Annotated in this window: 17 protein-coding genes and 4 pseudogenes; 13 read left to right on the top strand and 8 right to left on the bottom strand. The window is 71.8% G+C overall.

The annotated features are described in order from the left end of the window. Positions 1-105 precede the first annotated feature (105 nt). Positions 106-1,445, top strand: a pseudogene (mnmE, locus tag MMR14E_RS08470) (tRNA uridine-5-carboxymethylaminomethyl(34) synthesis GTPase MnmE). 79 nt (positions 1,446-1,524) lie between these two features. Here mnmE and MMR14E_RS08465 read toward each other — a convergent pair. Then, positions 1,525-2,004 (bottom strand): hypothetical protein, encoded by a 480-nt coding sequence (locus MMR14E_RS08465; RefSeq protein WP_331313690.1) that lies wholly within the window; start codon positions 2,002-2,004, stop codon positions 1,525-1,527. Between the two features lie 197 nt (positions 2,005-2,201). Next, positions 2,202-3,824, bottom strand: a complete 1,623-nt coding sequence (locus MMR14E_RS08460; RefSeq protein WP_331313689.1) for an ABC-F family ATP-binding cassette domain-containing protein — start codon at positions 3,822-3,824, stop codon at positions 2,202-2,204. Between the two features lie 194 nt (positions 3,825-4,018). On the opposite strand from MMR14E_RS08460, the gene MMR14E_RS08455 reads away from it, so the two are divergent. Further along, on the top strand, positions 4,019-4,279 hold the full coding sequence (locus MMR14E_RS08455) for a hypothetical protein (protein WP_020094308.1): 261 nt from the start codon (positions 4,019-4,021) through the stop codon (positions 4,277-4,279). A gap of 145 nt (positions 4,280-4,424) precedes the next feature. Here MMR14E_RS08455 and MMR14E_RS08450 read toward each other — a convergent pair whose 3' ends face one another. After that, the gene (locus tag MMR14E_RS08450) at positions 4,425-5,336 is read right to left on the bottom strand and encodes a neutral zinc metallopeptidase (RefSeq protein ID WP_331313688.1); all 912 of its coding nucleotides are present in this window, start codon (positions 5,334-5,336) and stop codon (positions 4,425-4,427) included. A 143-nt stretch (positions 5,337-5,479) separates the two neighbouring features. Then, positions 5,480-6,118 (bottom strand): annotated as a pseudogene (locus tag MMR14E_RS08445) (uracil-DNA glycosylase); the annotation flags it as partial. Between the two features lie 86 nt (positions 6,119-6,204). Here MMR14E_RS08445 and MMR14E_RS08440 point away from each other — a divergent pair. The 5 genes and pseudogenes from MMR14E_RS08440 to MMR14E_RS08415 form a co-directional block, all read left to right on the top strand. Next, a pseudogene (locus tag MMR14E_RS08440) lies at positions 6,205-6,513 on the top strand (uracil-DNA glycosylase); the annotation flags it as partial. Between the two features lie 488 nt (positions 6,514-7,001). Then, positions 7,002-8,675: an electron transfer flavoprotein-ubiquinone oxidoreductase gene (locus MMR14E_RS08430; RefSeq protein ID WP_331313687.1), complete on the top strand. Its 1,674-nt coding sequence runs from the start codon at positions 7,002-7,004 to the stop codon at positions 8,673-8,675. Between the two features lie 280 nt (positions 8,676-8,955). Continuing rightward, complete coding sequence (locus MMR14E_RS08425) at positions 8,956-10,824, top strand: tetratricopeptide repeat protein (RefSeq protein ID WP_331313686.1); 1,869 nt, start codon at positions 8,956-8,958, stop codon at positions 10,822-10,824. Between the two features lie 207 nt (positions 10,825-11,031). After that, positions 11,032-11,991 (top strand): OmpA family protein, encoded by a 960-nt coding sequence (locus MMR14E_RS08420; protein ID WP_331313685.1) that lies wholly within the window; start codon positions 11,032-11,034, stop codon positions 11,989-11,991. A gap of 229 nt (positions 11,992-12,220) precedes the next feature. Then, the gene (locus tag MMR14E_RS08415; RefSeq protein ID WP_331313684.1) at positions 12,221-13,894 is read left to right on the top strand and encodes a formate--tetrahydrofolate ligase; all 1,674 of its coding nucleotides are present in this window, start codon (positions 12,221-12,223) and stop codon (positions 13,892-13,894) included. 157 nt (positions 13,895-14,051) lie between these two features. Here MMR14E_RS08415 and MMR14E_RS08410 read toward each other — a convergent pair whose 3' ends face one another. After that, entirely contained in the window at positions 14,052-15,419 is a 1,368-nt protein-coding gene (locus MMR14E_RS08410; RefSeq protein ID WP_331313683.1) for an 8-oxoguanine deaminase, read from the bottom strand. Between the two features lie 216 nt (positions 15,420-15,635). On the opposite strand from MMR14E_RS08410, the gene MMR14E_RS08405 reads away from it, so the two are divergent. Together MMR14E_RS08405 and MMR14E_RS08400 are read left to right on the top strand one after the other, a co-directional pair. Further along, positions 15,636-16,163 (top strand): helix-turn-helix domain-containing protein, encoded by a 528-nt coding sequence (locus MMR14E_RS08405; protein WP_331313709.1) that lies wholly within the window; start codon positions 15,636-15,638, stop codon positions 16,161-16,163. After that, positions 16,160-16,867 carry a response regulator gene (locus MMR14E_RS08400; protein ID WP_331313682.1) on the top strand — a complete coding sequence of 236 codons (708 nt, stop codon included), beginning with the start codon at positions 16,160-16,162 and terminating at the stop codon, positions 16,865-16,867. Before MMR14E_RS08405 ends, MMR14E_RS08400 begins: the two co-directional genes overlap by 4 nt. A 27-nt stretch (positions 16,868-16,894) precedes the next feature. Here the strand turns inward: MMR14E_RS08400 and MMR14E_RS08395 are convergent, their stop codons facing one another. Together MMR14E_RS08395 and MMR14E_RS08390 are read right to left on the bottom strand one after the other, a co-directional pair. Then, positions 16,895-17,131, bottom strand: coding sequence for a hypothetical protein (locus MMR14E_RS08395; protein ID WP_331313681.1), 237 nt, complete (start codon positions 17,129-17,131; stop codon positions 16,895-16,897). A 101-nt stretch (positions 17,132-17,232) separates the two neighbouring features. Continuing rightward, a complete protein-coding gene (locus MMR14E_RS08390; protein ID WP_331313680.1) occupies positions 17,233-18,057 on the bottom strand; it encodes a hydratase in 825 nt (274 codons plus the stop codon). Positions 18,058-18,458: 401 nt separating this feature from the next. On the opposite strand from MMR14E_RS08390, the gene MMR14E_RS08385 reads away from it, so the two are divergent. From MMR14E_RS08385 to MMR14E_RS08370, 4 genes and pseudogenes are all read left to right on the top strand, one after another. Beyond that, entirely contained in the window at positions 18,459-20,801 is a 2,343-nt protein-coding gene (locus tag MMR14E_RS08385; RefSeq protein WP_331313679.1) for a TonB-dependent siderophore receptor, read from the top strand. A gap of 34 nt (positions 20,802-20,835) precedes the next feature. Further along, positions 20,836-22,465, top strand: a pseudogene (locus MMR14E_RS08380) (PepSY-associated TM helix domain-containing protein). A gap of 346 nt (positions 22,466-22,811) precedes the next feature. Then, on the top strand, positions 22,812-23,258 hold the full coding sequence (gene nikR / locus MMR14E_RS08375) for a nickel-responsive transcriptional regulator NikR (protein ID WP_331313678.1): 447 nt from the start codon (positions 22,812-22,814) through the stop codon (positions 23,256-23,258). Between the two features lie 332 nt (positions 23,259-23,590). Next, the gene (locus tag MMR14E_RS08370) at positions 23,591-25,591 is read left to right on the top strand and encodes a TonB-dependent receptor (RefSeq protein WP_331313708.1); all 2,001 of its coding nucleotides are present in this window, start codon (positions 23,591-23,593) and stop codon (positions 25,589-25,591) included. Between the two features lie 128 nt (positions 25,592-25,719). Here the strand turns inward: MMR14E_RS08370 and MMR14E_RS08365 are convergent, their stop codons facing one another. After that, entirely contained in the window at positions 25,720-25,974 is a 255-nt protein-coding gene (locus MMR14E_RS08365; RefSeq protein WP_331313707.1) for a helix-turn-helix transcriptional regulator, read from the bottom strand. Positions 25,975-26,123: the final 149 nt, after the last annotated feature.

Genomic DNA, 26,123 nt, shown 5'->3' with positions numbered 1-26,123 from the left:
ATCGCGACGGCGCATCCGGGCACGGCACCGCGACGTCGGGATGGTATAGGGCGGCCACGCGTGTTTCACGTGAAACTCCGCTCCTCCGCGCGGCCCTGTGGGATCATGACCGACACCGACACGCTCTTCGCGCCGGCCAGCGGCTTCGGACGGGCCGCCGTCGCGGTGATCCGCATCAGCGGCCCGGCCGCGCGCGACGCGCTCGTCGCCCTGGGCGGGCGCCTGCCGCCGCCGCGCCGGCTGTCGCTGCGGCGCCTCCGGGATCCACGCGACGACACCGAGCTCGACCGGGCGCTGGTGGCGTGGTTTCCGGGGCCGGACACCTACAGCGGCGAGGATATGGGCGAGCTGCACCTGCACGGCGGCGCGGCCGTGCGGATGCGCGTCCTCGCCACCCTCGCCTGCCTTCCCGGCTGCCGGGCCGCCGAGCCCGGGGCGTTCACGCGGCGGGCGATCCTCAACGGACGGATGGACCTCGCCGAGGCGGAGGCCGTGGCCGACCTGATCGACGCCGAGACCGAGGGCCAGCGCCGGCAGGCCCTGCGCCAGCTCGACGGCGCGCTCAGCCGGCAGGTGGCCGCGTGGCGCGCGGAGGCGATCGACTGCCTCGCCGCCGCCGAGGCCGCGCTGGACTTCGCCGACGAGGGGGACGTGGACGATGCCGGCCTCGACGCGGCGCTGTTCGACCGCGCCGCGCGCCTGNGGGCCTGCCGGCGCTGGCCCTCGGTCTCGGCGTCGATCAGGACGGCCAGCGCGGCGAGCGCCTGCGCGAAGGATTCAACGTTGTCCTGGCGGGGGCCCCCAACAGCGGGAAGTCGACCCTGCTGAACGCGCTGAGCCGGCGGGACGTGGCCATCGTGTCGGACAGCCCGGGGACGACCCGCGACGCGATCGAGGTGCGGCTCGACCTCGGCGGCCTGCCGGTCCTCCTGGTCGACACCGCCGGGCTCCGCGACACCGCGGAACCGATCGAGGCGCAGGGCATCGTGCGGACGCGGGCGCGGATCGACGCGGCCGATCTCGTGGTCGCGCTCGTGCCCCCCGGCGGCGCGGTCCCGGATCTCGGGCCGGCGCGCGCGCCAGTCCTGATCGTCCAGACCAAAGCCGATCTCTTTGCCGGCTCAGAACAGGTGGGAGACCGGGCCGACGTGACGGTCTCGGCCCATACGGGGGCGGGCATGGGCGCCCTGCTCGACGCCATCCAGGCCGCGGCCGTGGACGGTCTCGGCGCCGGAGACGCGCTGATCACCCGGGCCCGGCACAGGGCCGCGCTGGAGGTCTGCGTGGCGCATCTCGACCGGGTCTCGGGCAGTGCCGGCGGTCTCCCGGAGCTGGCCGCCGAGGATCTGCGGCTCGCGGTGCGGGCCCTGGGCGAGGTCGCGGGCCATGTCGGTGTCGAGGACGTCCTCGACCGGCTGTTCAGCGGGTTCTGTATCGGGAAGTAGATCTGTAGCTGGCAACTCATTGCCTGAGGGCCGGCCGGGCGCGGGACCGTCGCCCGCCCCCCGGTCCCATGCGGCGGCACTACCGGGGGATCCGCAGGATCCGCGGCCGCCAGATCCCGAGCGCCACGTTCGCGGTCGCGACCGCCAGCAGGACCCAGAGGGTGCCGCGCTCGCCGGTCAGCGAGACGGCCAGCCCCGCGGGATCGACGAGGCCCGCCAGCGCGCGGGCGCTCTGCTCCGCTTCCTGCTTCATCGGGCCCTGGACGTAGACCAGCCCGCCCTCGAACATCAGGACGCCGGTGGCGAGCTTCACCCACGCCCAGCCGGCGTTGAGGAAGGCGCGGTTCAGCGCCATCGCCAGCAGGCCCGACATCAGCGTCACCGCCAGGGCGGGCAGGAAGATCCATGTGGCGACGGCGCCCATCGCGCCCCGCGTCGCCGCGTAGCCCGCCAGGGCGGACGGCGCGGGCGACAGGCTCAGCATGACGACCAGGGACGCCATGGCCCCCAGCAGCCCCGCGGACCCCATCGTGTGGAGGAACTTCAGCAGGCGTCGCACGGCGTCTCACCCGGGCCGTTTCGGCGCAGCCTAGCGCGGGGCAACGGGGGGCGATAGCGGCGCGCCGGTCGCAGGGCTTCCGGCCGGAACGCTCCGCCCTCCTCGCGCGCGCGGCGACGCGATCCAGGTGCGCCACGCTTCCCGCGGGCGCGCTGCCCCGGGGTCGCTGCGCTGCCCCCGCGATGGCGAGCGGCGCCTCAGCTCCGCAGGCCCGGCGCCTCCTGGCCGGTGCGGGCCACGTACTCGGTGTAGCCGCCGCCGTACTGGTGGATGCCCTCCGGCGTGACCTCGAGGACGCGGTTCGAGAGGGCGGCCAGGAAGTGCCGATCGTGGGACACGAACAGCATCGTCCCCTCGTAATTGGCGAGCGCCTCGATCAGCATCTCCTTTGTGCCCATGTCGAGGTGGTTGGTCGGCTCGTCGAGCACCAGGAAGTTCGGCGGGTCGTAGAGCATCAGCGCCATGACCAGCCGGGCCTTCTCGCCGCCCGAGAGCACCCGGCAGCGCTTCTCGACGTCGTCGCCCGAGAAGCCGAAGCAGCCGGCCAGCGCCCGCAGCGACCCCTGGCCGGCCTGCGGGAAGGAATCCTCCAGGGTCTGGAACACCGTGCGGTCGCCGTCGAGGAGGTCCATGGCGTGCTGGGCGAAGTAGCCGAGCTTCACGCTGCCGCCGACCGTGACCGAGCCGTCGTCGGGTGCGGTGGTACCGGTGACGAGCTTCAGGAGCGTCGACTTGCCGGCGCCGTTGATGCCCATGACGCACCAGCGCTCCTTGCGCCGCACCGAGAAGTCGAGGCCCTCGTAGATCGTGCGGCTGCCGTAGCGCTTGTTCACGCCCTTGAGCATCACGACGTCGTCGCCCGAGCGGGGCGCCGGCTGGAACTCGAAGGCCACCGATTGCCGACGCCGGGGCGGCTCGACGCGCTCGATCTTGTCGAGCTTCTTCACCCGGCTCTGCACCTGGGCGGCGTGGGAGGCCCGCGCCTTGAACCGCTCGATGAAGGCGATCTCCTTCGCCAGCATCGCCTGCTGGCGCTCGTACTGCGCCTGGGCCTGCGCCTCGTTCAGCTTCCGCTGGCCCTCGTAGAAGGCGTAGTCGCCCGAGTAGGTGGTGAGCGCGCCGGCGTCGATCTCGATGATCTTCGTGACGATGCGGTTCATGAACTCGCGGTCGTGCGAGGTCATCAGCAGGGCGCCGTCATAGGCCTTCAGGAACGATTCGAGCCAGATCAGGCTCTCGATGTCGAGGTGGTTGGACGGCTCGTCGAGGAGCATCACGTCCGGGCGCATCAGCAGGATGCGGGCCAGCGCGACGCGCATCTTCCAGCCGCCCGAGAGGGCGCCGACGTCGCCGTCCATCATCTCCTGGCTGAAGCTCAGCCCGTCGAGCACCTCGCGGGCCCGGCCCTCCAGGGCGTAGCCGTCGAGCTCCTCGAACCGGGCCTGGACCTCGCCGTAGCGCTCGACCAGGGCGTCCATCTCGTCGGCGCGGTCCGGGTCGGCGAGCGCCGCGCCGAGCTCGGCGAGCTCGGCCGCGACCGCGCTCACCGGGCCGGCGCCGTCCATCACCTCGGTGACGACGCTGCGGCCCGACATCTCGCCGACATCCTGGCTGAAATAGCCGATGGTGATGCCCCGGTCGGCGGCGACCTGCCCCTCGTCGGGCTGCTCCTGGCCGATGATCATCCGGAACAGGGTGGTCTTGCCGGCCCCGTTCGGGCCGACCAGCCCGACCTTCTCGCCCCGCTGGAGGGCGGCCGAGGCCTCGATGAAGACGAGCTGCCGCCCGTTCTGCTTGGTGATCTTGTCGAGGCGTATCATGGGGCGGGCGCTGTCCGGGAGGTCGCTGTCCGGAAGGTGTCCGGGAGTGTCCCGGCCGCTTACGGCATCGGCCGACGCGGCGCAAAGGCAGGGTGCCGCAGTGCGGGATAACGCTTGCGTCCGGCGCAGGCCTGGGCGCATCCCGGGACCCGGGATGAGGCTCGGCCGTTGCCCTGGGCAACATGAGGATCGCGATGCTGTTCGGTTGGTGGATGACGGGCATGGACATGGCCATGCTGGGGCTGGAGGCGCAGGGCGTGATCGCGCAGCGCATGGCGATGTTCGCCCTCGGCGGCCCGGCGGCCCAGGCCGAGGCGCAGCTCATGGTGACCGAGAAGATGCTGGCCGCCGGCGAGGCGGCGCTCATGCTCGCCGCGGGCGCCTCGAACGGCAAGGTGATCCGCAGCTACCGGCGTAAGGTCCAGGCCAACGCGCGGCGGCTGAGCCGGGGGTGAGGCGCGCCCGCCGCATCTCACCGCGGCGTCCTTGCGAGCGCAGCGAAGCGATCCAGCGGCGCCCCATCCGGTGACGTCACGCTGCCCCGGGTCGCCTCGCTGCGCTCACGATGACGGGGGCGGCTCGTGAGGCCCGAGTCCGCCTTCAGTTGTTGGCCGTCCGGAACGTGTCGCAGGCCTTGGTCTGGCCGCTCTTGTAGCCGGCCATGAACCAGCGCTGGCGCTGGGCCGAGGAGCCGTGGGTGAAGGAATCCGGCACCACGTAGCCCCGCGAGCGCTGCTGCAGCGCGTCGTCGCCGATCTGCGCGGCGGCGTTCAGCGCCTCGTCGATGTCGCCCTGCTCGAGCTCGGCGTACTTGTCGTTGGAGTTCTTGGCCCAGACGCCGGCGAGGCAGTCGGCCATCAGCTCGATCCGCACCGAGAGGGCGTTCGCCTCGGTCTTGCTGGAGGCCTGCTGCTGGCGCGCCTGGACCTTGCCGAGGATGCCGAGCACGTCCTGGACGTGGTGGCCGACCTCGTGGGCGATCACGTACGCGTAGGCGAAGTCGCCCTTCACGCCGAACTTCGAGGCCATCTCCTTGAAGAAGCCGGTGTCGAGATAGACCTTCTTGTCCAGCGGGCAGTAGAACGGGCCCATCGCGGCCTGGGCCGAACCGCACCCGGAGCGCGTGCCGCCGGTGTAGAGCACCAGCGTCGTCGGGGTGTACTGCTTGCCGGTCTGCTGCGGCAGGATCTGGCTCCACACGTCCTCGGTGTTGCCGAGGATCTTCGAGGCGAACCGGCCGCTCTCGTCGGTGGGCGCCTGCCGCCGCTTGGCCTGGGTCTGCGGGTCGACCTGCTCCTGCTGGCCGCGGCCGCCGCCGCCGATCTGCTGGGCGCCGCCGATCAGGATCGCCGGGTTGATGCCCGTGAAGTAGCTGATGATCAGCAGAACCACGATGGTGCCGATGCCGAGCCCGCCGGCACCGCCGCCGGGAAACCCCATGCCGCCACCGCCGCCCCCTTCACCGCGCCGATCCTCGACGTTGTCCGAGCTGCGTAGATCTTCCCAGCGCATGGTTGGGTCCCGCCATCGATGCTGCGCCGGCCGCCCCGGGCAGCCCACGGTTTGCTGTGCGTCGTCGTGTCCGGCCGTTGGCGCGCCAGCAGCGGGAACGAAGCTCTAATGACGGGAGGGGAGAGCCGGTTCCGTCACTCCGGTCAAGCTTTCCCGTCGAGGAGGGCGCGCAGGGACCGGAAATCCCGCCAGGCCAGCCGCTTCTGCACTGGCTGGCGCAGCAGGAAGGCCGGGTGGAGCGTGGCGAGCAGCTTCACCTCGCGATTCGGCAACTTGTACGGGAAGAGGCGGCCGCGGGTCCGCAGGATGCCGTCCTTGGTGCCGGTCAGCGTCTGGGTCGCGGGCGCGCCGAGGCAGACGATGATGTCCGGGTCGACGAGCTCGATCTGGCGCTCCACGAACGGCCGGCACACCGCCACCTCCTGGGGAGTCGGGTTGCGGTTGCCGGGCGGCCGCCAGGGCACGATGTTGCCGATATAAGCGCTCGTCCGGTCGAGCCCGACCGCCTTCATCATCTTGTCGAGGAGCTGGCCCGAGCGGCCCATGAACGGCTTGCCGATCCGGTCCTCGTCGGCGCCGGGCGCCTCGCCGAGAAACATCACCCGCGCCTCGGGATTGCCGTCGGCGAAGACGAGGTTCTTGGCCGTGAAGCGCAGCGGGCAGGCGTCGAAATCCGCGAGAATCCGCTCGAGCTCGTCGAGCGACTTGGCCTGCCGCGCCCGGGCGCGGGCGTCGCTCGCGGCCTCGTCGGGCTGGGCGCTGGCAGCGCGGCCGGGCCTCCGGCGGTCGCGGCGGCGTTGGCCACCACGGCGATGTCCGAGACGTAGCGGGCATTCGTGAGGTTGCGGGCATCCACGAACAGGGCGACGCCGTCGGCGAGGTCGAGGCGCGGGTGATGTTTCTCGGCGAGGCGCCCGGCGCCGACGAGGACCGGATCGGCAAGCCGTTCATGGGCCGCTCGGGCCAGCTCCTCGACAAGATGATGAAGGCGGTCGGGCTCGACCGGACGAGCGCTTATATCGGCAACATCGTGCCCTGGCGGCCGCCCGGCACACCGCCACCTCCTGGGGAGTCGGGTTGCGGTTGCCGGCCGTTCGTGGAGCGCCAGATCGAGCTCGTCGACCCGGACATCATCGTCTGCCTCGGCGCGCCCGCGACCCAGACGCTGACCGGCACCGCCATGCCCGGGGGCGGCGATCCGGGCGGGGGAACGAGCGTGTTGGCGACCGGGCTGACGGGCTGCTCGGCGGCGGCCCGGGGTGGCGCCCGGCGCGGCGCGCGCAGGGTGGGCGCGGGCGCGTCGGCCTCGTTGAAGCGGTCGTGCGGGTGCTCATCGAGCGCCGCGTCGGCCCCGGCCTCCACGTGGAAGTCGAGATAGGCGATCAGGTCGGCTTGCGCGTCGGTGGGGCTCGGCATGGGACTCAGCATGTGGGATCGCCGGGGCCTGTGGACAACGCGCCGAATCGCACCGGGCGGCAAGGACTTGCGTGACCGAACAGCGCGGCGCGGCGCAGCGCTGTGACGCCGTCCCCTGCGGCGAAGGGAACTTTGCCTTGAGCTTGAGCGTCGGCAACTTGCCTTTCTAGCTTGGAATCGCTTGAGACGGCATCAGGAAGGCCGGCCCGGCGACGAACCGGGCGCCGGAACAAGAAAAGGAACCCGAGGATGGCGCTGCCCGAACGCGAGAGCATGGATTTCGACGTGGTCGTGGTGGGCGCCGGCCCGGCCGGCCTCGCCACCGCGATCCGCCTGAAGCAGCGCGCCGCCGAGATCGGCGAGGAGATCTCGGTCGTCGTCGTCGAGAAGGGCTCGGAGGTCGGCGCCCATATCCTGTCGGGGGCGGTGATCGACCCGATCGGCCTGGATCGCCTGCTGCCGGAGTGGCGCACCGACCCCGAGCGGCCGCTCAAGACCGAGGTCCAGCGCGACGAGTTCATGATGCTCACCAAGAACAGCGGCATCACCCTGCCGAACCTGTTCTTCCCCAAGCTCATGTCGAACCACGGCAACTTCGTCGGCTCGCTCTCGAACACGTGCAAGTACCTGGGCGCCCAGGCCGAGGCGCTCGGCGTCGAGATCTATCCGGGCTTCCCGGCCTCCGAGGTGCTTTTCGACGCCAATGGCGCCGTGGCGGGCATCGCCACCGGCGATCTCGGCATCGGCCGGTCCGGCGAGCCGCGCGACGACTACACCCGCGGCATGGAATTGCGCGGCAAGTACACGGTGTTCGGCGAGGGCGCCCGGGGCAACCTGACCAAGGGGCTGATCCGGCGCTTCGAACTCAATCGCCACAGCGACCACTTCAAGTACGGGCTCGGCGTGAAGGAGCTCTGGCAGCTCGCCCCCGGCAAGTTCGAGCCCGGCCTCGTGCAGCACACGATGGGCTGGCCCCTGCCCAACAAGGCCGGCGGCGGCTCCTGGCTCTACCACTTCGACGACCACCTGCTCTCGGTCGGCTTCGTCACGCACCTGAACTACGAGAACCCGACCCTGTCGCCGTTCGAGGAGTTCCAGCGCTTCAAGACCCACCCGATGATCGCCGAGACCTTCGAGGGCGCCAAGCGGATCGGCTACGGCGCGCGGGCCATCATGGAGGGCGGCTGGCAATCGGTGCCGAAGCTGGTCTTCCCGGGCGGCTGCCTCGTCGGCTGCTCGGCGGGCTTCGTGAACGTGCCGCGGATCAAGGGTTCGCACAACGCGATCCTGTCCGGCATGCAGGCGGCCGACGCCATCGCGGACGCCCTGAAGGCCGGCCGCGCGGGCGACGAGCTCACCGCCTACGAGGCCGGCTGGCGCGACAGCCCGATCGGGCAGGACCTGAAGGCGGTGCGCAACGTCAAGCCGCTCTGGTCCAAGTACGGCACGCTGGTCGGCGTCGGGCTCGGCGGGATCGACATGTGGGCGACCAGCATCCTCGGCGCCTCGCCGTTCGGCACGCTGTCCCACGGCAAGCCGGACCACGCCTGCCTCAAGCCGCTCTCGGAGGTGACGCCGATCGTCTACCCGAAGCCCGACGGCAAGCTGACCTTCGACCGGCTGTCCTCGGTCTACCTGTCGAACACCAACCACGAGGAGGACCAGCCGCCCCACCTCAAGGTCCGCGACCTGGAGCTGCAGAAGCGTTCCGAGCACGACGTCTACGGCGGGCCCTCGGGCCGCTACTGCCCGGCCGGCGTCTACGAGTGGGTGGAGGACGCCGCCGCCGGCGACGGCGTGCGCTACCAGATCAACGCCCAGAACTGCGTCCACTGCAAGACCTGCGACATCAAGGATCCGAACCAGAACATCGACTGGGTGACGCCGGAGGGACCGGGCGGGCCGAACTACCCGAACATGTGAGGATTGCTCTCGGCCGAGGAGCCGAGGTCTCACGTCGTTGCGAGCGCAGCGAAGCAATCCGGTGAACCGCTCCGTGGGCAGACGTCCCGCCGCCCTGGGTCGCTTCGCTGCGCTCGCGATGACGGGACGGCCGACCAACCCGGCCTCAACCCCCGCGCCATCCTTTCGCCTTGCGGGGCTGGCGGGATGGGTTCAGTGTCCCCAACGTTTTTTCGGGGATGCCCCGCCATTCTCGCGCCCGGCCCCCGACGGGCCGGCGCCCAGGAGCCGCGATCGGTTCATGATGATGACACGCGCCCGCCGGAGCGTTTCGGCGCTCGCCCTGCTGCTCGCTGCCGGGCTTCCGCAGACCGTGCTCGCCGCGCAGCCGAAGGAGTCGACTCCGCTGCTCGACTACGAGCCCGCGGACTCGCTCGAGGGCAACTTCCTCTCCGCCTACATCGCGGGCGCGTCGCGGGACACGGCGGCGGCGGCGACCTTCTACCGCGAGGCTGTGAAGGCCGACCCGCGCAACGCGGAACTCGTCGAGCGCGCCTTCATCTCGCTGCTGGCCGACGGGGCCCTGCCGGACGCGTTCCGCACCGCCGAGAAGCTGATCGCCCGCGATCCGACCAACGGGCTGGCCAACCTCTCCCTCGGGGTGCGCCAGATCAAGGCCGGCCAGTGGGCCGCCGCCCGCCAGAACTTTTCCCGGAGCGGCCGGGGTGCCGCCACGGACCTGACCGCGACGCTGCTCACCGCCTGGTCCTACGCGGGCGCCGGCGACGGCAAGAAGGCGCTGGAGACGGTCAACAAGCTCCGGGGCGAGCGCTACTACAACACCTTCCGGGACTACCACGCCGGCCTGATCGCGTCGGTGACCGGCGACAACGCCGAGGCCGAGCGCCGCCTCAAGGCCGCCTACGACGCCGACCACAACACCCTGCGGATCGTCGACGCCTACGCCCGGATGGAGGCCAGCCTCGGCCGCACCGACCTGGCGATCCAGGCCTATTCCGACTTCGACCAGCTCTCGCCGCGCCACCCGCTGGTGCGCGACGCCCTCGAGAAGCTGAAGGCGGGCAAGCCGCTCACCCGGCTGATCGGCACCGCCCAGGAGGGCGCCGCCGAGGTGCTGTACGGGCTGGGCTCGGCCGGCTCGACGCAGGGCGACGAGCTGCCCGCGGTGATCTACCTGCGGCTCGCCCTCTACCTCGCCCCCGACCACGCGCTGGCCCGGCTGACGCTCGCCGACACGCTGGACCGGATGAAGCAGCCCGAGCGCGCCAACGAGGCCTACGCGCAGATCCCCGCCAATTCCCCGCTCAAGCTCAACGCCGACATCCAGATCGGCCTGAACCTGGAGCAGATGGGCAAGGGCGACGAGGCGCTCGCCCATCTCGACGCGGCGATGAAGGCCCACCCGGACGACATCGACGTCATCACGGCGCTGGGCAACGTCCAGCGCGCCCGCAAGAAGTACGAGGAGGCGGCGGCCACCTACACCCGCGCCATCGACCTGATCGGCGACCGGCCGCAGGCCAATTACTGGACGACCTACTATTTCCGCGGCACCGCCTACGAGCGCGCCAAGCAGTGGCCGAAGGCCGAGGCCGACCTGAAGAAGGCCCTGTCGCTTGTGCCGGCCAACCAGCCCGCCGCCAAGGCGCAGGTGATGAACTATCTCGGCTATTCCTGGGTCGACCAGAACATCAACATCGACGAGGCGTTCAAGCTGCTGCAGCAGGCCGCCGACGCGAGCCCGCGGGACGGCATGATCGTCGACAGCCTCGGCTGGGCCTATTACCGCCTCGGCCGCTGGGACGACGCGGTGCGCGAGCTGGAGAAGGCGGTCGAGCTGAAGCCCGGCGATCCGACCATCAACGACCACCTCGGCGACGCCTACTGGCGCTCGGGCCGGCGCCTCGAGGGCAAGTTCCAGTGGCAGCACGCCAAGGACCTGAACCCCGAGCCGGACGACCTCGCGCAGATCAACGCGAAGCTGAAGGACGGGCTGCCCGACATCGAGAAGCCCACCGCCACCGCCGAGACGGTGCCGGCCCCGGTCGCCGCCCCGCACAACCCCGACAATCCGGAACTCCCGAAGGGCGCGCCCCAGCCGCACGAGGCGCCGGGCTCCGCCGACAAGGCCAAGAAGTCGGGGGGCTAGGGCCCCCGCCCGGTCCCGCCTCGGGGCGGTGCGGCTGCCGTTCCGGCCGCGCCGTCCGGGAGATATGTCGATTGTCCGGGCTCCGGGCGCCCGCGTCGCTCTCCCGCGATCGCGCGCGATGCCCCGGAGGCCGTAGGTCGGGCGACCTAATTGCCCGCCGATCCGCGCCCGCTATCGTCGCGCCTCCGCAACGTTCCGGAGTGCGTCGTGAGAGCGCTGAAGCCTGTCTGTATCCTGCTGGCCCTCGCCTGCGCGGCGTCCGGGATCGGGGCCGATCCCGCGCGGGCGCAGGACGCGGCGGCGGCGCCGAAGGCCTTCGCGCTCGATTCCGTTCCCGTCTCGGACGCGCCGCTCGGTCGCTTTCCCTACTTCGCGCTGCCCGACGGCTACCAGCCGGTGAACCCGCCCGAGACGCGGGATTTCGGGCATTTCCTGTTCTGGACCGGCGCGGCGCTCCACGAGGTCGAGGGCAAGGTCTTCCAGTCCCTGATTGGTCCCCGTGACGGCAAGACCTACTCCGCCTACGAGCTGAAGAAGAACATCGAGGCCGTGCTGACGCAGGCCGGCGGCCGGAAGATCGCCGACGGCCGGATCCCCGACCCCGTGACGGAGACGCTGCCGGAGGACATCCGGGTCGGGATGTACGAGGGCCTGGGCAACGTCTACAGCGCGCCGGCCCAGACCTGGGTGATCCGCCGGCCGGACCGGGAGGTCTGGGTGCATTTCGTGCCCGACAGCAACAGCGCGGCCTGGACGATCCTCGAGACGAAGCCGTTCGTCCAGACCGCCGCCCTCCTGCCCGCCGAGCGGCTGAAGCAGGATCTCGACAAGACCGGGAGGGCGGTGATCCAGGTCAACTTCGCCACCGACAGGACCGAGATCCTGCCGGCCTCCGCCCCGCAGATCGACGCGGTGGCGGCCCTGCTGCGGGCGGATCCCGGCCTGCGGCTCGCCATCAACGGCTACACGGACGGGACCGGGGCCGCCGCGCACAACCGGACCCTGTCCGACGGCCGCGCCAAGGCGGTCATGGCGAAGCTCGTCGCGGCCGGGATCGCCAGGGACCGGCTGCGGGCCAAGGGCTTCGGCGCCGCCAGCCCGGTCGCCGCCGACGACAGCGAGGCGGGGCGGGCGCGGAACCGGCGCGTCGAGCTGGTCAAGTTCTGAGCGGCGCGGGCGGCCGATCCGGGACCGCTCAGCGCGTGAGCAGGGGACAGCGGCAGCGACAAGAGTATTTTGTCCGCCAGCTCATAAAAATCGACGCGCATTTTCGCGGGCTTTGACGCACAGTGCGTGGCCGTTCGCGGGCGGCCACGCCGCGTCCCGCACGGCAGGAGATTCGCACGGCAAGAGCCGGCGGGCGGGCAGCGTGCCCGCGACCAGGGAAGGAAGGCCCATGCCGTCAGACATCGAGATCGCCCGCGCCGCGACCCTGAAGCCGATCGCGCAGGTCGCCGAGAAGCTCGGCATCCCGGATGACGCGCTCCACAATTACGGCAAGCACATCGCCAAGATCGACCACGGCTACATCGCCGGGCTGGAGAGCCGGAAGCCCGGCAAGCTCGTGCTGGTGACGGCGATCTCCCCGACGCCCGCGGGCGAGGGCAAGACCACCACCACGGTGGGCCTGGGCGACGCCCTGAACCGGATCGGCGAGAAGACCATGATCTGCCTGCGCGAGCCCTCGCTCGGGCCGTGCTTCGGCATGAAGGGCGGCGCGGCCGGCGGCGGCAAGGCGCAGGTCGTGCCGATGGAGCAGATCAACCTGCACTTCACCGGCGACTTCCACGCCATCACGGCGGCCCACAGCCTCGCGGCCGCGCTGATCGACAACCACGTCTACTGGGCGAACGAGCTCAACATCGACGTGCGCCGCATCCACTGGCGCCGCGTCGTCGACATGAACGACCGGGCTTTGCGCCAGATCACCCAGTCGCTGGGCGGCGTCGCCAACGGCTTCCCCCGCGAGGACGGGTTCGACATCACGGTGGCCTCCGAGGTGATGGCGGTGTTCTGCCTCGCCAAGGACCTGGCCGACCTGGAGGAGCGCCTCGGCCGGATCGTCATCGCCGAGACCCGCGACCGCAAGCTCGTCACCCTCAAGGACGTGAAGGCGACGGGCGCCATGACGGTGCTGCTCAAGGACGCCCTGCAGCCGAACCTCGTGCAGACGCTCGAGGGCAACCCGGCGCTGATCCACGGCGGACCCTTCGCCAACATCGCCCACGGCTGCAACTCGGTGATCGCGACCCGGGCCGGCCTGCGGCTCGCCGACTACACGGTGACGGAAGCGGGCTTCGGCGCCGATCTCGGCGCCGAGAAGTTTTTGGACATCAAGTGCCGGCAGGCGGGCCTGACCCCCTCGGCCGTGGTGGTGGTGGCCACGATCCGCGCCCTCAAGATGCACGGCGGCGTCGACAAGAAGAACCTCGGGGCCGAGAACATCGACGCCCTGGAGAAGGGCTTCGCCAACCTCGCCCGGCACGTCACCAACCTGCGCGGCTTCGGCCTGCCGGTGGTGGTCGGCGTCAACCACTTCCACGCCGACACCGACGCCGAGCACGCCAAGCTGAAGGAGCTGTGCCGCGAGCGGCTCGACGTCGAGGCGATCACCTGCCGCCACTGGGCCGAGGGCGGCGCCGGCGCCGAGGACCTCGCCCGCGCGGTGGTGAAGCTCAGCCAGGCCGAGCCGGCGCCGATCCGCCACGCCTACGAGACCGAGAGCCGGCTCACCGACAAGATCCGGGCGATCGCCACCAAGCTGTACGGCGCCGCCGACATCCAGATCGAGACCAAGGCCGCCGGAAAGCTCGCCACCTTCGAGAAGGACGGCTACGGCCACCTGCCGATCTGCATGGCCAAGACCCAGTACTCGTTCTCCACCGACCCGACCCTGATGGGCGCCCCCGAGGGCCACATCGTCGGCGTGCGCGACGTCCGGCTCTCGGCCGGCGCCGGCTTCGTGGTGGCGATCTGCGGGGAGATCATGACCATGCCGGGCCTGCCCCGGGTGCCGGCCGCCGACACGATCCGCCTCGACGCGAACGGCCAGATCGACGGGCTGTTCTGAGGATCGCGCGGGGCTCGTCCACGGGCGGGCCCCGCCCCTCGTCTTTGCGAGCGGAGCGAAGCAACCCAGGGACACACCGCATCCGGAGATCGCGCGCTGCCCTGGGTCGCTTCGCTGGCGCTCGCGATGACGGAGCAGGTCGGATCACGGGCCGCCCCTACGCGTCCCCGAACAGGTCCACCGCCAGCCGGGAATGCGCCTCGCGCAGCATCCCGGTATCGACCCCGAGCGGCTGCCCGTCGATCACCCGCCACCGACCCGCCACCATCACCCGGTCGGCCCGGGTGGCGCCGCACAGGACCAGGGCCGCCAGCGGGTCGTGGGCGCCGGAGAAACGCAGCTCGTCCAGGGTGAACAGGGCGAGATCCGCCTCGCGGCCCGGCGCGATCCGGCCGATGTCGGAGCGGCCGAGGCAGGCGGCCGAGCCCTCGGTCGCCCAGCGCAGGGCGTCGAGGTGCGTCACGGCCTCCGCCCCGTAGGTCAGCCGGTTGATCATCAGGGCGTGGCGCACGCCCTCCATCAGGTTCGAACTGTCGTTCGAGGCCGAGCCGTCGACGCCGAGGCCCACGGGGGCGCCCGCCGCCTCCAGCTCGCAGGTGCGGCAGCGCCCGGAGGCCAGCGTCATGTTCGAGGTCGGGCAGTGGCAGACGCCCACGCCGGTCCTGCCGAGCCGCGCGACCTCGGCATCGTCGAAGTGGATGCCGTGGGCGAGCCAGACCCGGTCGTTCAGCCAGCCGACCTCTTCGAGGTACTCGACCGGGCGGCAGCCGAACATCTCCTGGCAGTAGGCGTCCTCGTCCCGCGTCTCGCCGAGATGTGTGTGCAGCCGGCACCCGTGCCGGGCCGCGAGCGCCGCGCTCTCGCGCATCAGGCGCCCGGTCACCGCGAAGGGCGAGCAGGGGGCGAGCGCGACCTGCACCATCGCGCCGGGGTCGGGGTCGTGGAACAGGTTCAGCACCCGCTCGCAATCGGCGAGGATCGTGTCGTCGTCCTGGGTCAGGCTCTCGGGCGGCAGACCGCCCTCCCGGTCGGACAGGCTCATGGAGCCGCGGGTGATGGCGGCCCGGATCCCGAGGCTCCGCGCCTCCGCGACCTGGATGTCCATCGACGCTTCCAGCTCCTTCGGGAACAGGTAGTGGTGGTCGCCCGCCGTGGTGCAACCCGAGAGCAGCAGCTCGGTGAAGGCGACCCGGGTGGCGAGCCGGAACGCCTCCGGAGTGATCCGCCCCCAGACGGTGTAGAGCGCCTTCAGCCAGGGGAAGAGCGGCTTGTTGATCGCCAGCGGATGGGCGCGGGTCAGCGTCTGGAAGGCGTGGTGGTGGGTGTTGATCAGCCCCGGGATGACCACGTGGCGCGACGCGTCGAAGGTCGCGTCCACGGGCGCGGCGGGCCGCGCGCCCGCCGGCACGCACTCGACGATCCGGGTGCCCGCCACGACGATCCCGCCCCCGGCGCCCGCGGCCAGGATGGCGCGGGGATCGCGGATCCAGAGGCGGCCCGGTCCCGGTTCAGCTGCCTCGGCCATGCGCGTCCGCTCCCGTCGCCCGAGGGGCCTGCGTAGCGGAGGTGCCGGACCGGCGGCAATCCCGCGGGATCACGCTTGAGGATCCGCGGCGGTCGGCGCCCCGGCCGCCCCGGCCAGGGTTGACGGGCCCGGGCCGCCTTGAGAAACGTCACGGGGACTGACCTATCACCCGTTGGGAGCGGCCGCGCCGTGACACGGACAGCCCCGCGCGAGCAGATGTTCGCGCCGAAACCCGTCCCGGGCGCCGCGCCGGCCGCCCTCGGCAGCGACGACCTGATCGAGCTCCTGTTCTTCGCCTACCGGGATTTCGTCGGCGATCCGGACCGGATCCTGGCCGATTACGGGTTCGGCCGCGCCCACCACCGGGTGCTGCACTTCGTCGACCGCTACCCGGGCCTGACGATCGCCGAGCTCCTCGACATCCTGCGCATCACCAAGCAGAGCCTGAACCGGGTGCTCAAGGACCTGATCGGGCAGGGCTACGTCGCGCAGAAGCCCGGTTCCAGCGACCGGCGCCAGCGCCTCCTCTACTGCACCGCGGCCGGGGCCGGGCTCGCCGCCGACCTCACGCGGGTCCAGGCCCGCCGCCTCGCCCGGGCGCTCGCGGCGCCGGATGCCCGGGGTTCCCCGGAGGACTTCCTGATGGCGATGATCGAGCCGGAGGACCGGCCGGCGGTCCAGCGCCTGATGGCGCGGCGCGGGGGTGGGGCCGAGGGGCGCGTCGGCGCGGAGGACCCCGCGTGAGCCACCCTGCCCGGTCCGACCTGCCCGACGAGGCGCCCCACGTCCTCGTGGTCGACGACGACCGCCGCCTGCGCGAATTGCTCGCCCGCTACCTCACCGATCAGGGCTTCCGGGTCACCGCGGCGGCGAGCGCCGCGGAGGCGCGCGCCCGGGCCCAGAGCGTCGTGTTCGACGCCATGGTGCTCGACGTCATGATGCCCGGCGAGAACGGCTTCGACTACGCCCGCAGCGTGCGCGAGACCTCGCGGGTGCCGATCCTGATGCTCACCGCCCGCTCCAACCCGAACGACCGGGTGATGGGGCTCGAGATCGGCGCGGACGATTACCTGCCGAAGCCGTTCGAGCCGCGGGAGCTGACGCTGCGGCTCAACAACATCATCAAGCGCAGCGCGCGGCCCGGCGCGGGCTCCGCGGAGGCGGTGACCTTCGGGCCGTTCGCGTTCCGGATCGACCGGGGCGAGCTGCGCCGGGACGACGAGCTGATCCGCATCACCGAGCGCGAGCGCGAGATCCTCACGATCCTGGCGACGGCGGGCGGCGCCAATGTCGAGCGCGAGCAGCTCGCCGGTCCGGGCGGCGCCGCGGCCGAGCGCACCGTCGACGTGCAGATCAACCGCCTGCGCCGCAAGACCGAGGTCGATCCCGCCAACCCGGTCTTCCTGCAGACGGTGCGGGGTGTCGGCTACCGGCTGGCGGTCGACTGAGCCGCGCGCGGTCCGGCACCGGGCGGCTCAGATCACCCGCGGCGCGTCGGGTTTCAGCTTGAGGGCCTTGGCGATCCGGGTGGACAGGCTCCCCACGATGGCGAGGCTGGCCGACGGGTCGGCGAGGGCGCGGACGGCCGCCAGCGCCTCCTCGGCGCTGGGCGTCATCACCGCGTAGACCGCGGCGCCGGGCGCCGGGCCGGCGCCCTCCGCGGTGACGGAGACGAGGAAGGTGGTGTGGCGTCGCCGCGGGCGTCCAGGCATGGTCCAGCATTTGGCATGTCGGCTAACCTTCACCAATGCCCGAGTCTCGGAGCCGACCGGGAAACGGAACGATCCCGGCACGATAACCCGTGCCGGGCCTTTCAGCTCAGGGCAAGGTCGATGCCGGGAAGCCCCAGCCCGTCGAGCCGCGCGCGCCAGAGCTGGCCGGAGGCGACGGGCAGCGCGTCCGTCAGCGTGCCGGTGGTGACGACAGCCCCGGCCGCGAGCGGTGGGGCCACCGGATCTTTAGCCAGCGCATCGACGAGGTGCGCGAGGGCCGCGAGCGGCCCCGTCCCGAGCACGCAGCGGCCGCCGCCCCGGTCGGCGACGGCCCCGTCCCGCAGCAGGTCGACGGTGAAGCCCGCGAGGTCGCCGAGCCAGGCCGAGCGCGCGTCCGGGGCGATCCGCACCCGCTCGCCCACCACCAGCAGCCCGTGCAGGCCGAAGGCCGCGACGGTGTCGGGCGCCGCGAAGCGCCAGCCGGGATAGAGCGACTGCACGATCTCGAAGCCGCTCGCCGCCCAGTCGAGGCAAGCGATCAGCGCCGCGGCATCCATGCCGGGCTCGGGCGCGCGCGCCAGCCCGAACACGATCTCCGGCTCGATCCGCGGCTCGACGAAGGCGGCGAGCGGGACCGGCCCCGACAGGGCGGCGCGATCGCGCAGGGTCGTGTCGTAGACGTGGCCCCAGATCGGCGCGCGGACGCCGTAGCGCTCCCACAGGGTCGTGTTGGTGAAGCCGATCTTGTAGCCGACCGGCCGCTCGCCGCGCTCCCCGCGCAGGACTCGGACCGCCTCGGCCACCCGGTAGGCCGCCGGCAGGTCGAGGGTCGGATCCCAGTCGGTCAGCGGCGCGATCGGGCGGCGATGCTCGTGCGCGGAGAGGATCGTGCGGGCATGGGCCGCGGCGGAGATCGGCTCGGTCATCGGCGGACGGCGCGAGGGCCGACGGGGCGGCACCCGCGCCGGGCCGCGTCGATCGCGGCGCCGTCGATCCTACGCGGGGTCCTTCCCGTCGGGAACGCGCGATTTGTCCCCGCGCGCCCGGCGACCCCAACGGCTCGCGGCCGAGCATGGCGCTCCCGAGGCGGTGCTCCCGAGGCGACGCTCTCTGCCCGGTCGTCCCGGGCGTTCCGGCCGGCCGCGCCGCGCCGGAGAACGGGGTGTCGGTCGGTCCGAGGTTCGACGCGCCGAATATTTTCATTAGATCAATACCAAAATACGTTTCTTGATGATGTGTCATCAGGGGCACATACTGCTCACGGATCCGTGATAACCGGACATTGGCGCCTATCTTCGTCCGGTCTTTCTTGTTTAGAGTTGGTATAATGTCGAGATCTGTTGACCGGCGAGCCGCGTCGCGCGCGTTCGATCACGCGGAGAGGCTGCTCCGGGTCGGGTTTGTATCGTCGACATCTCTATTCACGCTCGGAGCGGCCGCGCTCGCCCAGCCCGCGCCCGCCACCGACATCGAGCTGTCCGAACTCAGCGTGACGGGCGACGGGCGCGGGCGCAGCCTGAACAGCGATCTGTACGGGCGCGGCGGTGCGACCGGGCCGGTACCGGGCTACGTCGCCAGCCGCAGCACGGTCGGCACGAAGACCGACACGCCGATCCTGGAGACGGCGCAGTCGGTCTCGGTCATCGGACGCCAGCAGATCGAGGACCAGAACGCCCTGACCATCAATCAGGCGCTGCGCTTCACCCCGAGCGTCACCACCGAGCAGCGGGGCGGCGCCGGTTCGACGCGCCTGGAGCAGTTCTACATCCGCGGCTTCACCGCCCCGATCTTCCTCGACAACATGGCGCTGCCCACGAACCGCGACGCCTTCCCCAGCGTCGATCCCTATCGCGTGGAGCGGGTCGACATCATCAAGGGGCCGGCCTCGGTCCTCTACGGGCAGTCCGGCCCGGGCGGCCTCGTCAACCTCGTCTCGAAGGTCCCGCAATTCGTCCGCCACGGCGAGGTGTTCGTCCAGGGCGGCGGGTTCCGCGAGGTCCGCAGCGGCTTCGACATCGGCGGGCCGATCGCGTCCGACGTCCCGGGGCTCGCCGACCAGTTCGCCTACCGGGTCGTCGGACTCGGCTGGAACGGCGACGGGCCGGCCGCGACCACCAAGGTCGAGCGCGCCTTCATCAACCCGAGCCTCACGTGGCGGCCCTCCGCCGACACGTCGCTCACGGTCATCGCCAACTACCAGCGCGACCCGTTCTCGGGCTTCTACGGCGGCTTCCCGGCCGTCGGCACGGTGTTCCCGCGCAACTTCGGCAACGGCGTCTTCGGCCGGCTCCCGGTGAACTTCTACGACGGCGACCGCAACATCGAGCGCTCCGACCGCACCCAGGCCTCCGTCGAGTACCTGTTCGACCACCGGATCACCGAGAACCTGCGCTTCCACTCGGCCGGCCGCTACCTGCGCTCGAACGGCGACTACCGCAGCGCGTTCACGACCTTCGGCGACGTCAACGGCCCGTACACGACCGGCCCGACCATCGGCCGCTCGGTCGGCGGCACCCAGGTCGACATCGAAGCCTTCACGATGGACAACACCTTCATCGCCGATTTCGACACCGGCCCGATCGCCCACACGGCGCTGCTCGGCGTCGACCACCGGACCTTCAGCACGCGGTCGGTCACCGGCCCGTTCCCGGCGACGACGGGCCTGAACGCCCTCGCCCCCGACCACGACCTGCCGATCCGGTTCCCCGCCTTCACGTCGACGGCGCGGATCGACGCCCAGCAGACCGGCGTCTACTTTCAGGATCAGGCGAAGTTCGACCGCTTCGTCCTGACGCTCGGCGGCCGCTACGACACAGCCCGGCAGAGCGGCCCGACCCGCACCTTCGCGCCGAACAGTCTGACCATCCAGGACGTGCCGGCCGAGGCCTTCACCGGCCGCGCCAGCCTGCTCTACCTGTTCGACAGCGGCATCGCCCCGTACGTCTCCTACAGCGAGGCGTTCGAGCCGATCGTCAACGGCCGGATCTTCGACGCGGCCCTCGGCTCGGCCGGGCGCATCCCCGTCCCGATCGCCAGCAACCAGTACGAGGCCGGCATCAAGTACCAGCCGCCCGGCACCGACATCCTGCTGACCACCGCGTTCTTCGACATCCGCCGCTCGAACGCGACCACCACCGACCCGGTCAATCCCGGCTTCGTCGTGCAGACCGGCGAGGTCGGCGTGCAGGGCGTCGAGTTCGAGGCGCGGGCCACCCTCGCCGAGGGCCTCAGCCTGATCGGCGGCTTCTCGCTCCTCGACATCCGCAACGTCCGCGACACCGGCTTCACCACGAACGACCTGACCCGCCGGTCTGTGCCGCTCCAGGGCCTGCGGCCGGTGCAGGTGCCGGACACGACCGCGTCGCTGTTCGTCGACTACCGCTTCACCGACGGCCCGCTCCTCGGCCTCGGCCTCGGCGGCGGCGTGCGCTACCTCGGCCCGTCCTGGGGCGACCCGGCCAACACCTTCCAGGTGCCCGAGAGCGTGCTGGTCGACGCCGTCGCCTCCTACGACATGAAGCACCTCGACCCGCGGCTCGCCGGCCTCAGCGCGCAGATCAACGTGCAGAACCTGCTCGACGAGCGCTACGTGACCGGCTGCTTCACCTATTCGGGCTGCTATTACGGCCTGCCGCGCACGGTCTACGCGACCCTGCGCTACCGCTGGTGAGGCGGCCGCCGTGCGCAGGACCTTCCGCCAGTCGATGGCGTGGCTCCACGCCTGGTCGGGCCTCGTCGTCGGCTGGGTGCTGTTCGCCGTCTTCGTGACGGGTACGGCGAGCTACTACCGGCCGGAGATCTCGCAGTGGATGCGGCCCGAGCTCCGCACCGACCGGACCTTCGGGGCGGCGGAGCTCGCGGCGGCGGCCGAGCGCGGCGTCGCCCACCTGCAGGCCCACGCGGGCGGCGCGCGGACGTGGTTCCTCNGCCCACGCGGGCGGCGCGCGGACGTGGTTCCTCGCGCTGCCGCGGCCGGACAGGCCGGTGCTGGAGCTGTTCTGGCGGACGGGGCCGGGCCGCCCGCCCGGCCACGTCCTCCTGGATCCGGACAGCGGCGCGCCGGCGGCGGTGCGGGCGACGCGCGGCGGCGACTTCCTCTACCGCTTCCACTTCGAGCTGAACCTGCCGCCGCTCTGGGGCCGCTGGATCGTCGGCGCCTGCGCGATGATCCTGCTGGTGGCGCTGATCTCGGGGATCGTCACCCACCGGCGCATCTTCGCCGACTTCTTCACCTTCCGGCGGGACAAGTCCGCCCAGCGGGGCTGGCTCGACGCGCACAACGTCGCGGGCGTGCTCGCCCTGCCGTTCCACCTGATGATCACCTATACCGGGCTCGCCACCCTCATGGTGATGTACGTGCCCTGGGGCCTGAACGCGGCCTATCGCGGCGACAGCCAGCGCTACTTCGCCGAGTCCGGCCAGATCACCGCGCCCCGCCCGCCCGACGGCCAGCCCGGCACGCTGACACCGGTCGGGCCGCTGGTGGTCCGCGCCCTCGCGATGCGGTCGGAACCCCTGGAGCGGATCACGATCGTCAACCCGACGGACGCGCGCGCCACCGTGGTGGCGGTGTTCGAGGAGCCGCACGGCCTCTCCCACGAGCACCCGCAGATCGCCTTCGACGGCGCGACGGGCGCGGTCCTGGAGGTGCGCGCGGGCGGCCTGCGGCCGGCGACCAAGACCTTCACCGCGATGGTCGGCCTCCACGAGGCGCACTTCGCCGGCCCCGCGCTGCGGGTGCTGTTCTTCCTGTGCGGCCTCGCCGGCAGTGCCATGGTGGCGACCGGGCTGCTGCTCTGGGCGGTGGCGCGCCTGCCCAAGGGGGACGCGCCCCGGGGCGTCGGCCTGCGCCTCGTCCAGGGCCTGAACGTCGCGACGATCGCCGGCCTGCCCGCGGCCGTCGCCGCCTATTTCCTGGCCAACCGGCTGCTGCCCGCCGCGCTGCCCGCGCGGGCGGAGGGGGAGGTCGGGGCCTTCTTCGCCGTCTGGCTGCTCGTCGCCCTGGCGGCGTTCCTGCGCCCGGCCGGGCGGGTCTGGCCGGAGACGCTGACGGCGGCGGCCGCGTTGTACGGCGCCGTCGCGGCCGCCGATATCGGGCGCCTCGTCGCGCTCCGGCTCGGCGGCGACGCGCCGGTCGAGCCGGTCTTCCTCGCCTTCGACGGCGCGATGCTGGCCCTCGCCGCCCTCTTCCTGCTCGCGGTCCGCACGATCGCGCGGCGCGGCGGAGCGTCCCGCGGCCCCGCGAAGGCCGCGGGGCTCTCGATCGCGGGGCACGCGCCGCGGGACCAGGGCCGGCCCGGCATGCCGGTACCGGGAGATCGGGAACCGATATGATAAAATTGAACTGGTATATTGAACCTGGTGCGGCGAATTAATTCAAAATAACTCCCGAAATCTGACATGCATCGGATGCGCCGCGACTGTATCTGTGCAGAATGGTTCGGCCGGCATGCCAGCCGGTCGCGCCTGTGTCGTCGATTTTCACGCCCTTGATCCTTCGGCCCAGGCGCTCCAGCGCGGTCCATCCCAAGCGCACGCTGGACATGTCCCCGAGACCCAGAACTCGAGCCTCGAGGCGCGGCCCTCGAGGCTCCTTTTCTGCCGCCCCGGACGATGCCCGCCGCCTGTTCACGGGCCCCGCGCCCCCGTACCAGAGGGCCACGGGAGCGGCAGGACGGGCATGCAGCGCATCACCATCACCATCGACGACGCCCTGCTGGCGGCGGTCGACGATCTCTGCGCGCGGCGCGGCTACGGCAGCCGCTCGGAGGCGGTGCGCGACATCGTCCGCGACGCCCTGGCGCCGACCGGCGCCGCGGAGACCGGCGGATCGGAGGCCTGCTACGGGGCCCTGAGCTACGTCTACAGCCACGGCACCCGCGACCTGGCCCGCCGGCTGACCGGCGAGGGGCATGAGCACGGCGTCTCGATCGCCAGCCTGCACGTGCACCTGACCCACGACGCGTGCCTCGAGGTGGCGGTCCTGCGCGGGCCGGTGGCCCGGATGCAGAGCTACGCCGACGCCGTCGTCACGCAGCGCGGCGTCCGCTACGGTCACCTGCACCTCATCCCGGAGGGCGACGACGCCCACGCCCATCCGGGCCACGGCGACGACGGCCCGGGGTGAGGGCTTCCCCCGCCCGCGATCCGGCGCCCCGGCGACTGCGCCCCGCGCGCAACACGACCGGCTCGATCCGCCCGTATGATTTTTTCGTATGTTTATCATACGCCCGGCGTGCGAGAGTCCGGGGATCGCCACGCCTCGCTCGGTCTGCCGGTGTCCCGCCCGACTTCCCGTCCCGTCTGCCGCCACCGGCCTGCCGCCACCGGCCTCCGCGCCGTGACCCGGCTGCTCGCCGCGGGCGGCCTCGTCGTCGCGGACCCCGAGGTCAGCGGCGACGAGCCGATCTCGGCCGACCCGACCGAGCGCCGCACGGCGCTCTACCGGCGCCGCCGGTCATCCGCGCGACGGACGGGCCCGGCGCCAGCGCCGGCTATGTCGGCGGCGTCGCCGGGATCGGCGGCGCCCTGCTCAGCGTCGACGCGGCCAGCGCCGGCCTCATCGACGGCGCGGTTCTCAACGCACGCCCGGTCACGCGGCCCGGCGAGGTGCTGGAGGGGGTGCCGGGCCTGATCGTCACCCAGCACAGCGGGGAGGGGAAGGCCAACCAGTACTTCCTGCGCGGCTTCAACCTCGATCACGGGACCGACATCGCCATCAGCGTCGACGGCATGCCGGTCAACATGCGCACCCACGCCCACGGCCAGGGCTACGCTGACCTCAACTTCCTCATCCCCGAACTCGTCGGCGCGGTGGAGTACCACAAGGGACCGTACTTCGTGCGCGACGGCGACTTCGCCTCCGCGGGCTCGGTGCGCATCGGCTATCTCGACACCGTGCGGGAGAACCTCGCGCTGACCTCGATCGGCAGCTTCGGCTACAGGCGGGCCCTGTCGATCGCCTCGGCTCCGCTGGGCGAAGGCACCCTGCTGGTGGCCGGCGAGGCGCAGGTCTACGACGGGCCGTGGGCTGTCCCGGACGCCCTGCGCAAGCTCAACGGCGTCGCCCGCTACAGCCAGGGCACGGCGCTGGACGGGTTCGCGGTCACCGGCATGGCCTACGCGTCCCGCTGGACGGCCACCAACCAGATCCCGGAGCGGGCCGTCGGCGCGGGGCTGATCGGCCGCTACGGCACCCTCAACCCCACGGATGGCGGCGACACCGCCCGCTTCTCGCTGTCGGGCCGGTTCAGCGCGACGGACGACACCGGCATCACCCGGGCCTCCGCCTACGTGATCCGCTACCAGATGAACCTGTTCAACGACTTCACCTACGCCCTCAACGATCCGGTGAACGGCGACCAGTTCCACCAGCGCGACCAGCGCATCCTCGGCGGCGGCGAGGTGCTGCACATCTTCCAGGGCGACCTGTTCGGCCGGCCCCTGGAGGTCGAGGTCGGCGCGCAGACGCGGACGGACTCGATCCGCGTCGGCCTGTTCAACACCGCCTTCCGCCAGTACCGCTCGACCGTGCTCGACGACCGGGTGCTGGAATCGAGCGGCGCCCTCTACCTCGACACGCGGGTGCGCTGGACCGAGTGGCTGCGCACGAGCGTCGGCGTGCGGGCCGACGGCTACTACGCCGATGTCCGCTCGGACACGCCGGCGAACTCCGGACGGGCCACCGACGGCATCGTCAACCCGAAGCTCGGCCTCGTGCTCGGACCGTGGTCCGACACCGAGATCTACGTGAATTACGGCGGCGGCTTCCACTCGAACGACGCGCGCGGCGTCACCGCCACGGTCGATCCCGCGAGCCCCCTGTTCAACATCACCCGGTCGCCCTTCCTGGTGCCGTCCACGGGCTACGAGCTGGGCCTGCGCAACCGCTCGATCGCCGGGCTGGAGACGAGCCTCGCCCTGTTCCGGCTCGACTTCGCCTCGGAGAACATCTTCCAGGGCGACACCGGCACCACGGAGCCGAGCCGCCCGACCCGCCGGTTCGGCGTCGAGTGGACGAACCGCTACGCGGTGACGCCGTGGCTGTCCCTGGACGGGGATCTGACGATCACCAACGCCCGGTTCTCCAGCTACGACCCGGCCGGCAACCGCGTGCCGGAGGCCCCCACGACCATCGCGTCGGCGGGCGTGACCTTCGGCGAGCCCCTCGGCTGGTTCGGGAGCCTGCGGGTCCGCTATTTCGGGCCGCGCCCGCTCATCGAGGACAACGCGATCCGCTCCCGGGCGACCGCCCTGCTCAACGGCCGCATCGGCTACCTGTTCGACACCGGGGTGAGCGTCTCGCTGGATGTGCTCAACCTGACCAACAGCAAGTCCGACCAGATCACCTACGCGTACGTGTCCCGCCTGCCGGGCGAGCCCGCCGAGGGGCTGATCGACCGCGTCTTCCACCCGGTGGAGCCCACGGCCGTGCGGCTGACGATCGCCGGACGGTTCTGACCGCCGGCATCCGCCGCACGCAAGTCCTGCCCTCCTCGCGGCAGACCCACGCCGTGACGGACTTCGTCCCGGCGCGCCGGCGCCTCGCCGACCGGTATCCGGGGATCGTCACCGGCGCCCCGGTCGCGTCAGCCGCCGCTGCGCGAGACCCGGTAGTCGCGGGGAGTCAGGCCGTAGGTCTCCCGGAATGCGCGGCTGAGCTGGGCGCCGCTCCCGAAGCCGTACGCCTCCGCGATCGCGCCGATCGAGCGCGGCTCCAGCGGATTGTCGAGGGCGGCCCGCACGGCCGCGAGGCGCTGCCGCGCGAGGTAGCGTGCCACCCCGCCTTCCGGCTCGAACAGGCGGTAGAGCTGGGAGCGTGACATGCCGAGCGCCCGCGCCAGCGCGTCGATCCGGGGCGGCGCGGCGAGATGGCCGCGGATGAGCCGCTTCGCGGCCCTGAGCCGGGCGGCCTCGAGCGGNTGAACGCGAAGGTCTCGGGCTTGTCGAGGGCGCCCAGGTGCCGATCGACAAGCCCGAGACCTTGTCGGCG

The sequence above is a fragment of the Methylobacterium mesophilicum genome, from assembly GCF_036441335.1.
In the GTDB taxonomy this organism is placed as follows: Bacteria; Pseudomonadota; Alphaproteobacteria; order Rhizobiales; family Beijerinckiaceae; genus Methylobacterium; species Methylobacterium mesophilicum_B.
Note: the sequence above shows the minus strand (reverse complement) of the source record. Positions and strands in the feature narration are given on the sequence as shown.

Coding starts and splice junctions, on each gene's coding strand:
- MMR14E_RS08460 (WP_331313689.1), bottom strand. CDS start 3,824: ATGATACGCCTCGACAAGATCACCAAGCAGAACGGGCGGCAGCTCGTC.
- MMR14E_RS08455 (WP_020094308.1), top strand. CDS start 4,019: ATGCTGTTCGGTTGGTGGATGACGGGCATGGACATGGCCATGCTGGGG.
- MMR14E_RS08450 (WP_331313688.1), bottom strand. CDS start 5,336: ATGCGCTGGGAAGATCTACGCAGCTCGGACAACGTCGAGGATCGGCGC.
- MMR14E_RS08430 (WP_331313687.1), top strand. CDS start 7,002: ATGGCGCTGCCCGAACGCGAGAGCATGGATTTCGACGTGGTCGTGGTG.
- MMR14E_RS08425 (WP_331313686.1), top strand. CDS start 8,956: ATGATGATGACACGCGCCCGCCGGAGCGTTTCGGCGCTCGCCCTGCTG.
- MMR14E_RS08415 (WP_331313684.1), top strand. CDS start 12,221: ATGCCGTCAGACATCGAGATCGCCCGCGCCGCGACCCTGAAGCCGATC.
- MMR14E_RS08410 (WP_331313683.1), bottom strand. CDS start 15,419: ATGGCCGAGGCAGCTGAACCGGGACCGGGCCGCCTCTGGATCCGCGAT.
- MMR14E_RS08405 (WP_331313709.1), top strand. CDS start 15,636: ATGTTCGCGCCGAAACCCGTCCCGGGCGCCGCGCCGGCCGCCCTCGGC.
- MMR14E_RS08395 (WP_331313681.1), bottom strand. CDS start 17,131: ATGCCTGGACGCCCGCGGCGACGCCACACCACCTTCCTCGTCTCCGTC.
- MMR14E_RS08390 (WP_331313680.1), bottom strand. CDS start 18,057: ATGACCGAGCCGATCTCCGCCGCGGCCCATGCCCGCACGATCCTCTCC.
- MMR14E_RS08385 (WP_331313679.1), top strand. CDS start 18,459: ATGTCGAGATCTGTTGACCGGCGAGCCGCGTCGCGCGCGTTCGATCAC.
- nikR (WP_331313678.1), top strand. CDS start 22,812: ATGCAGCGCATCACCATCACCATCGACGACGCCCTGCTGGCGGCGGTC.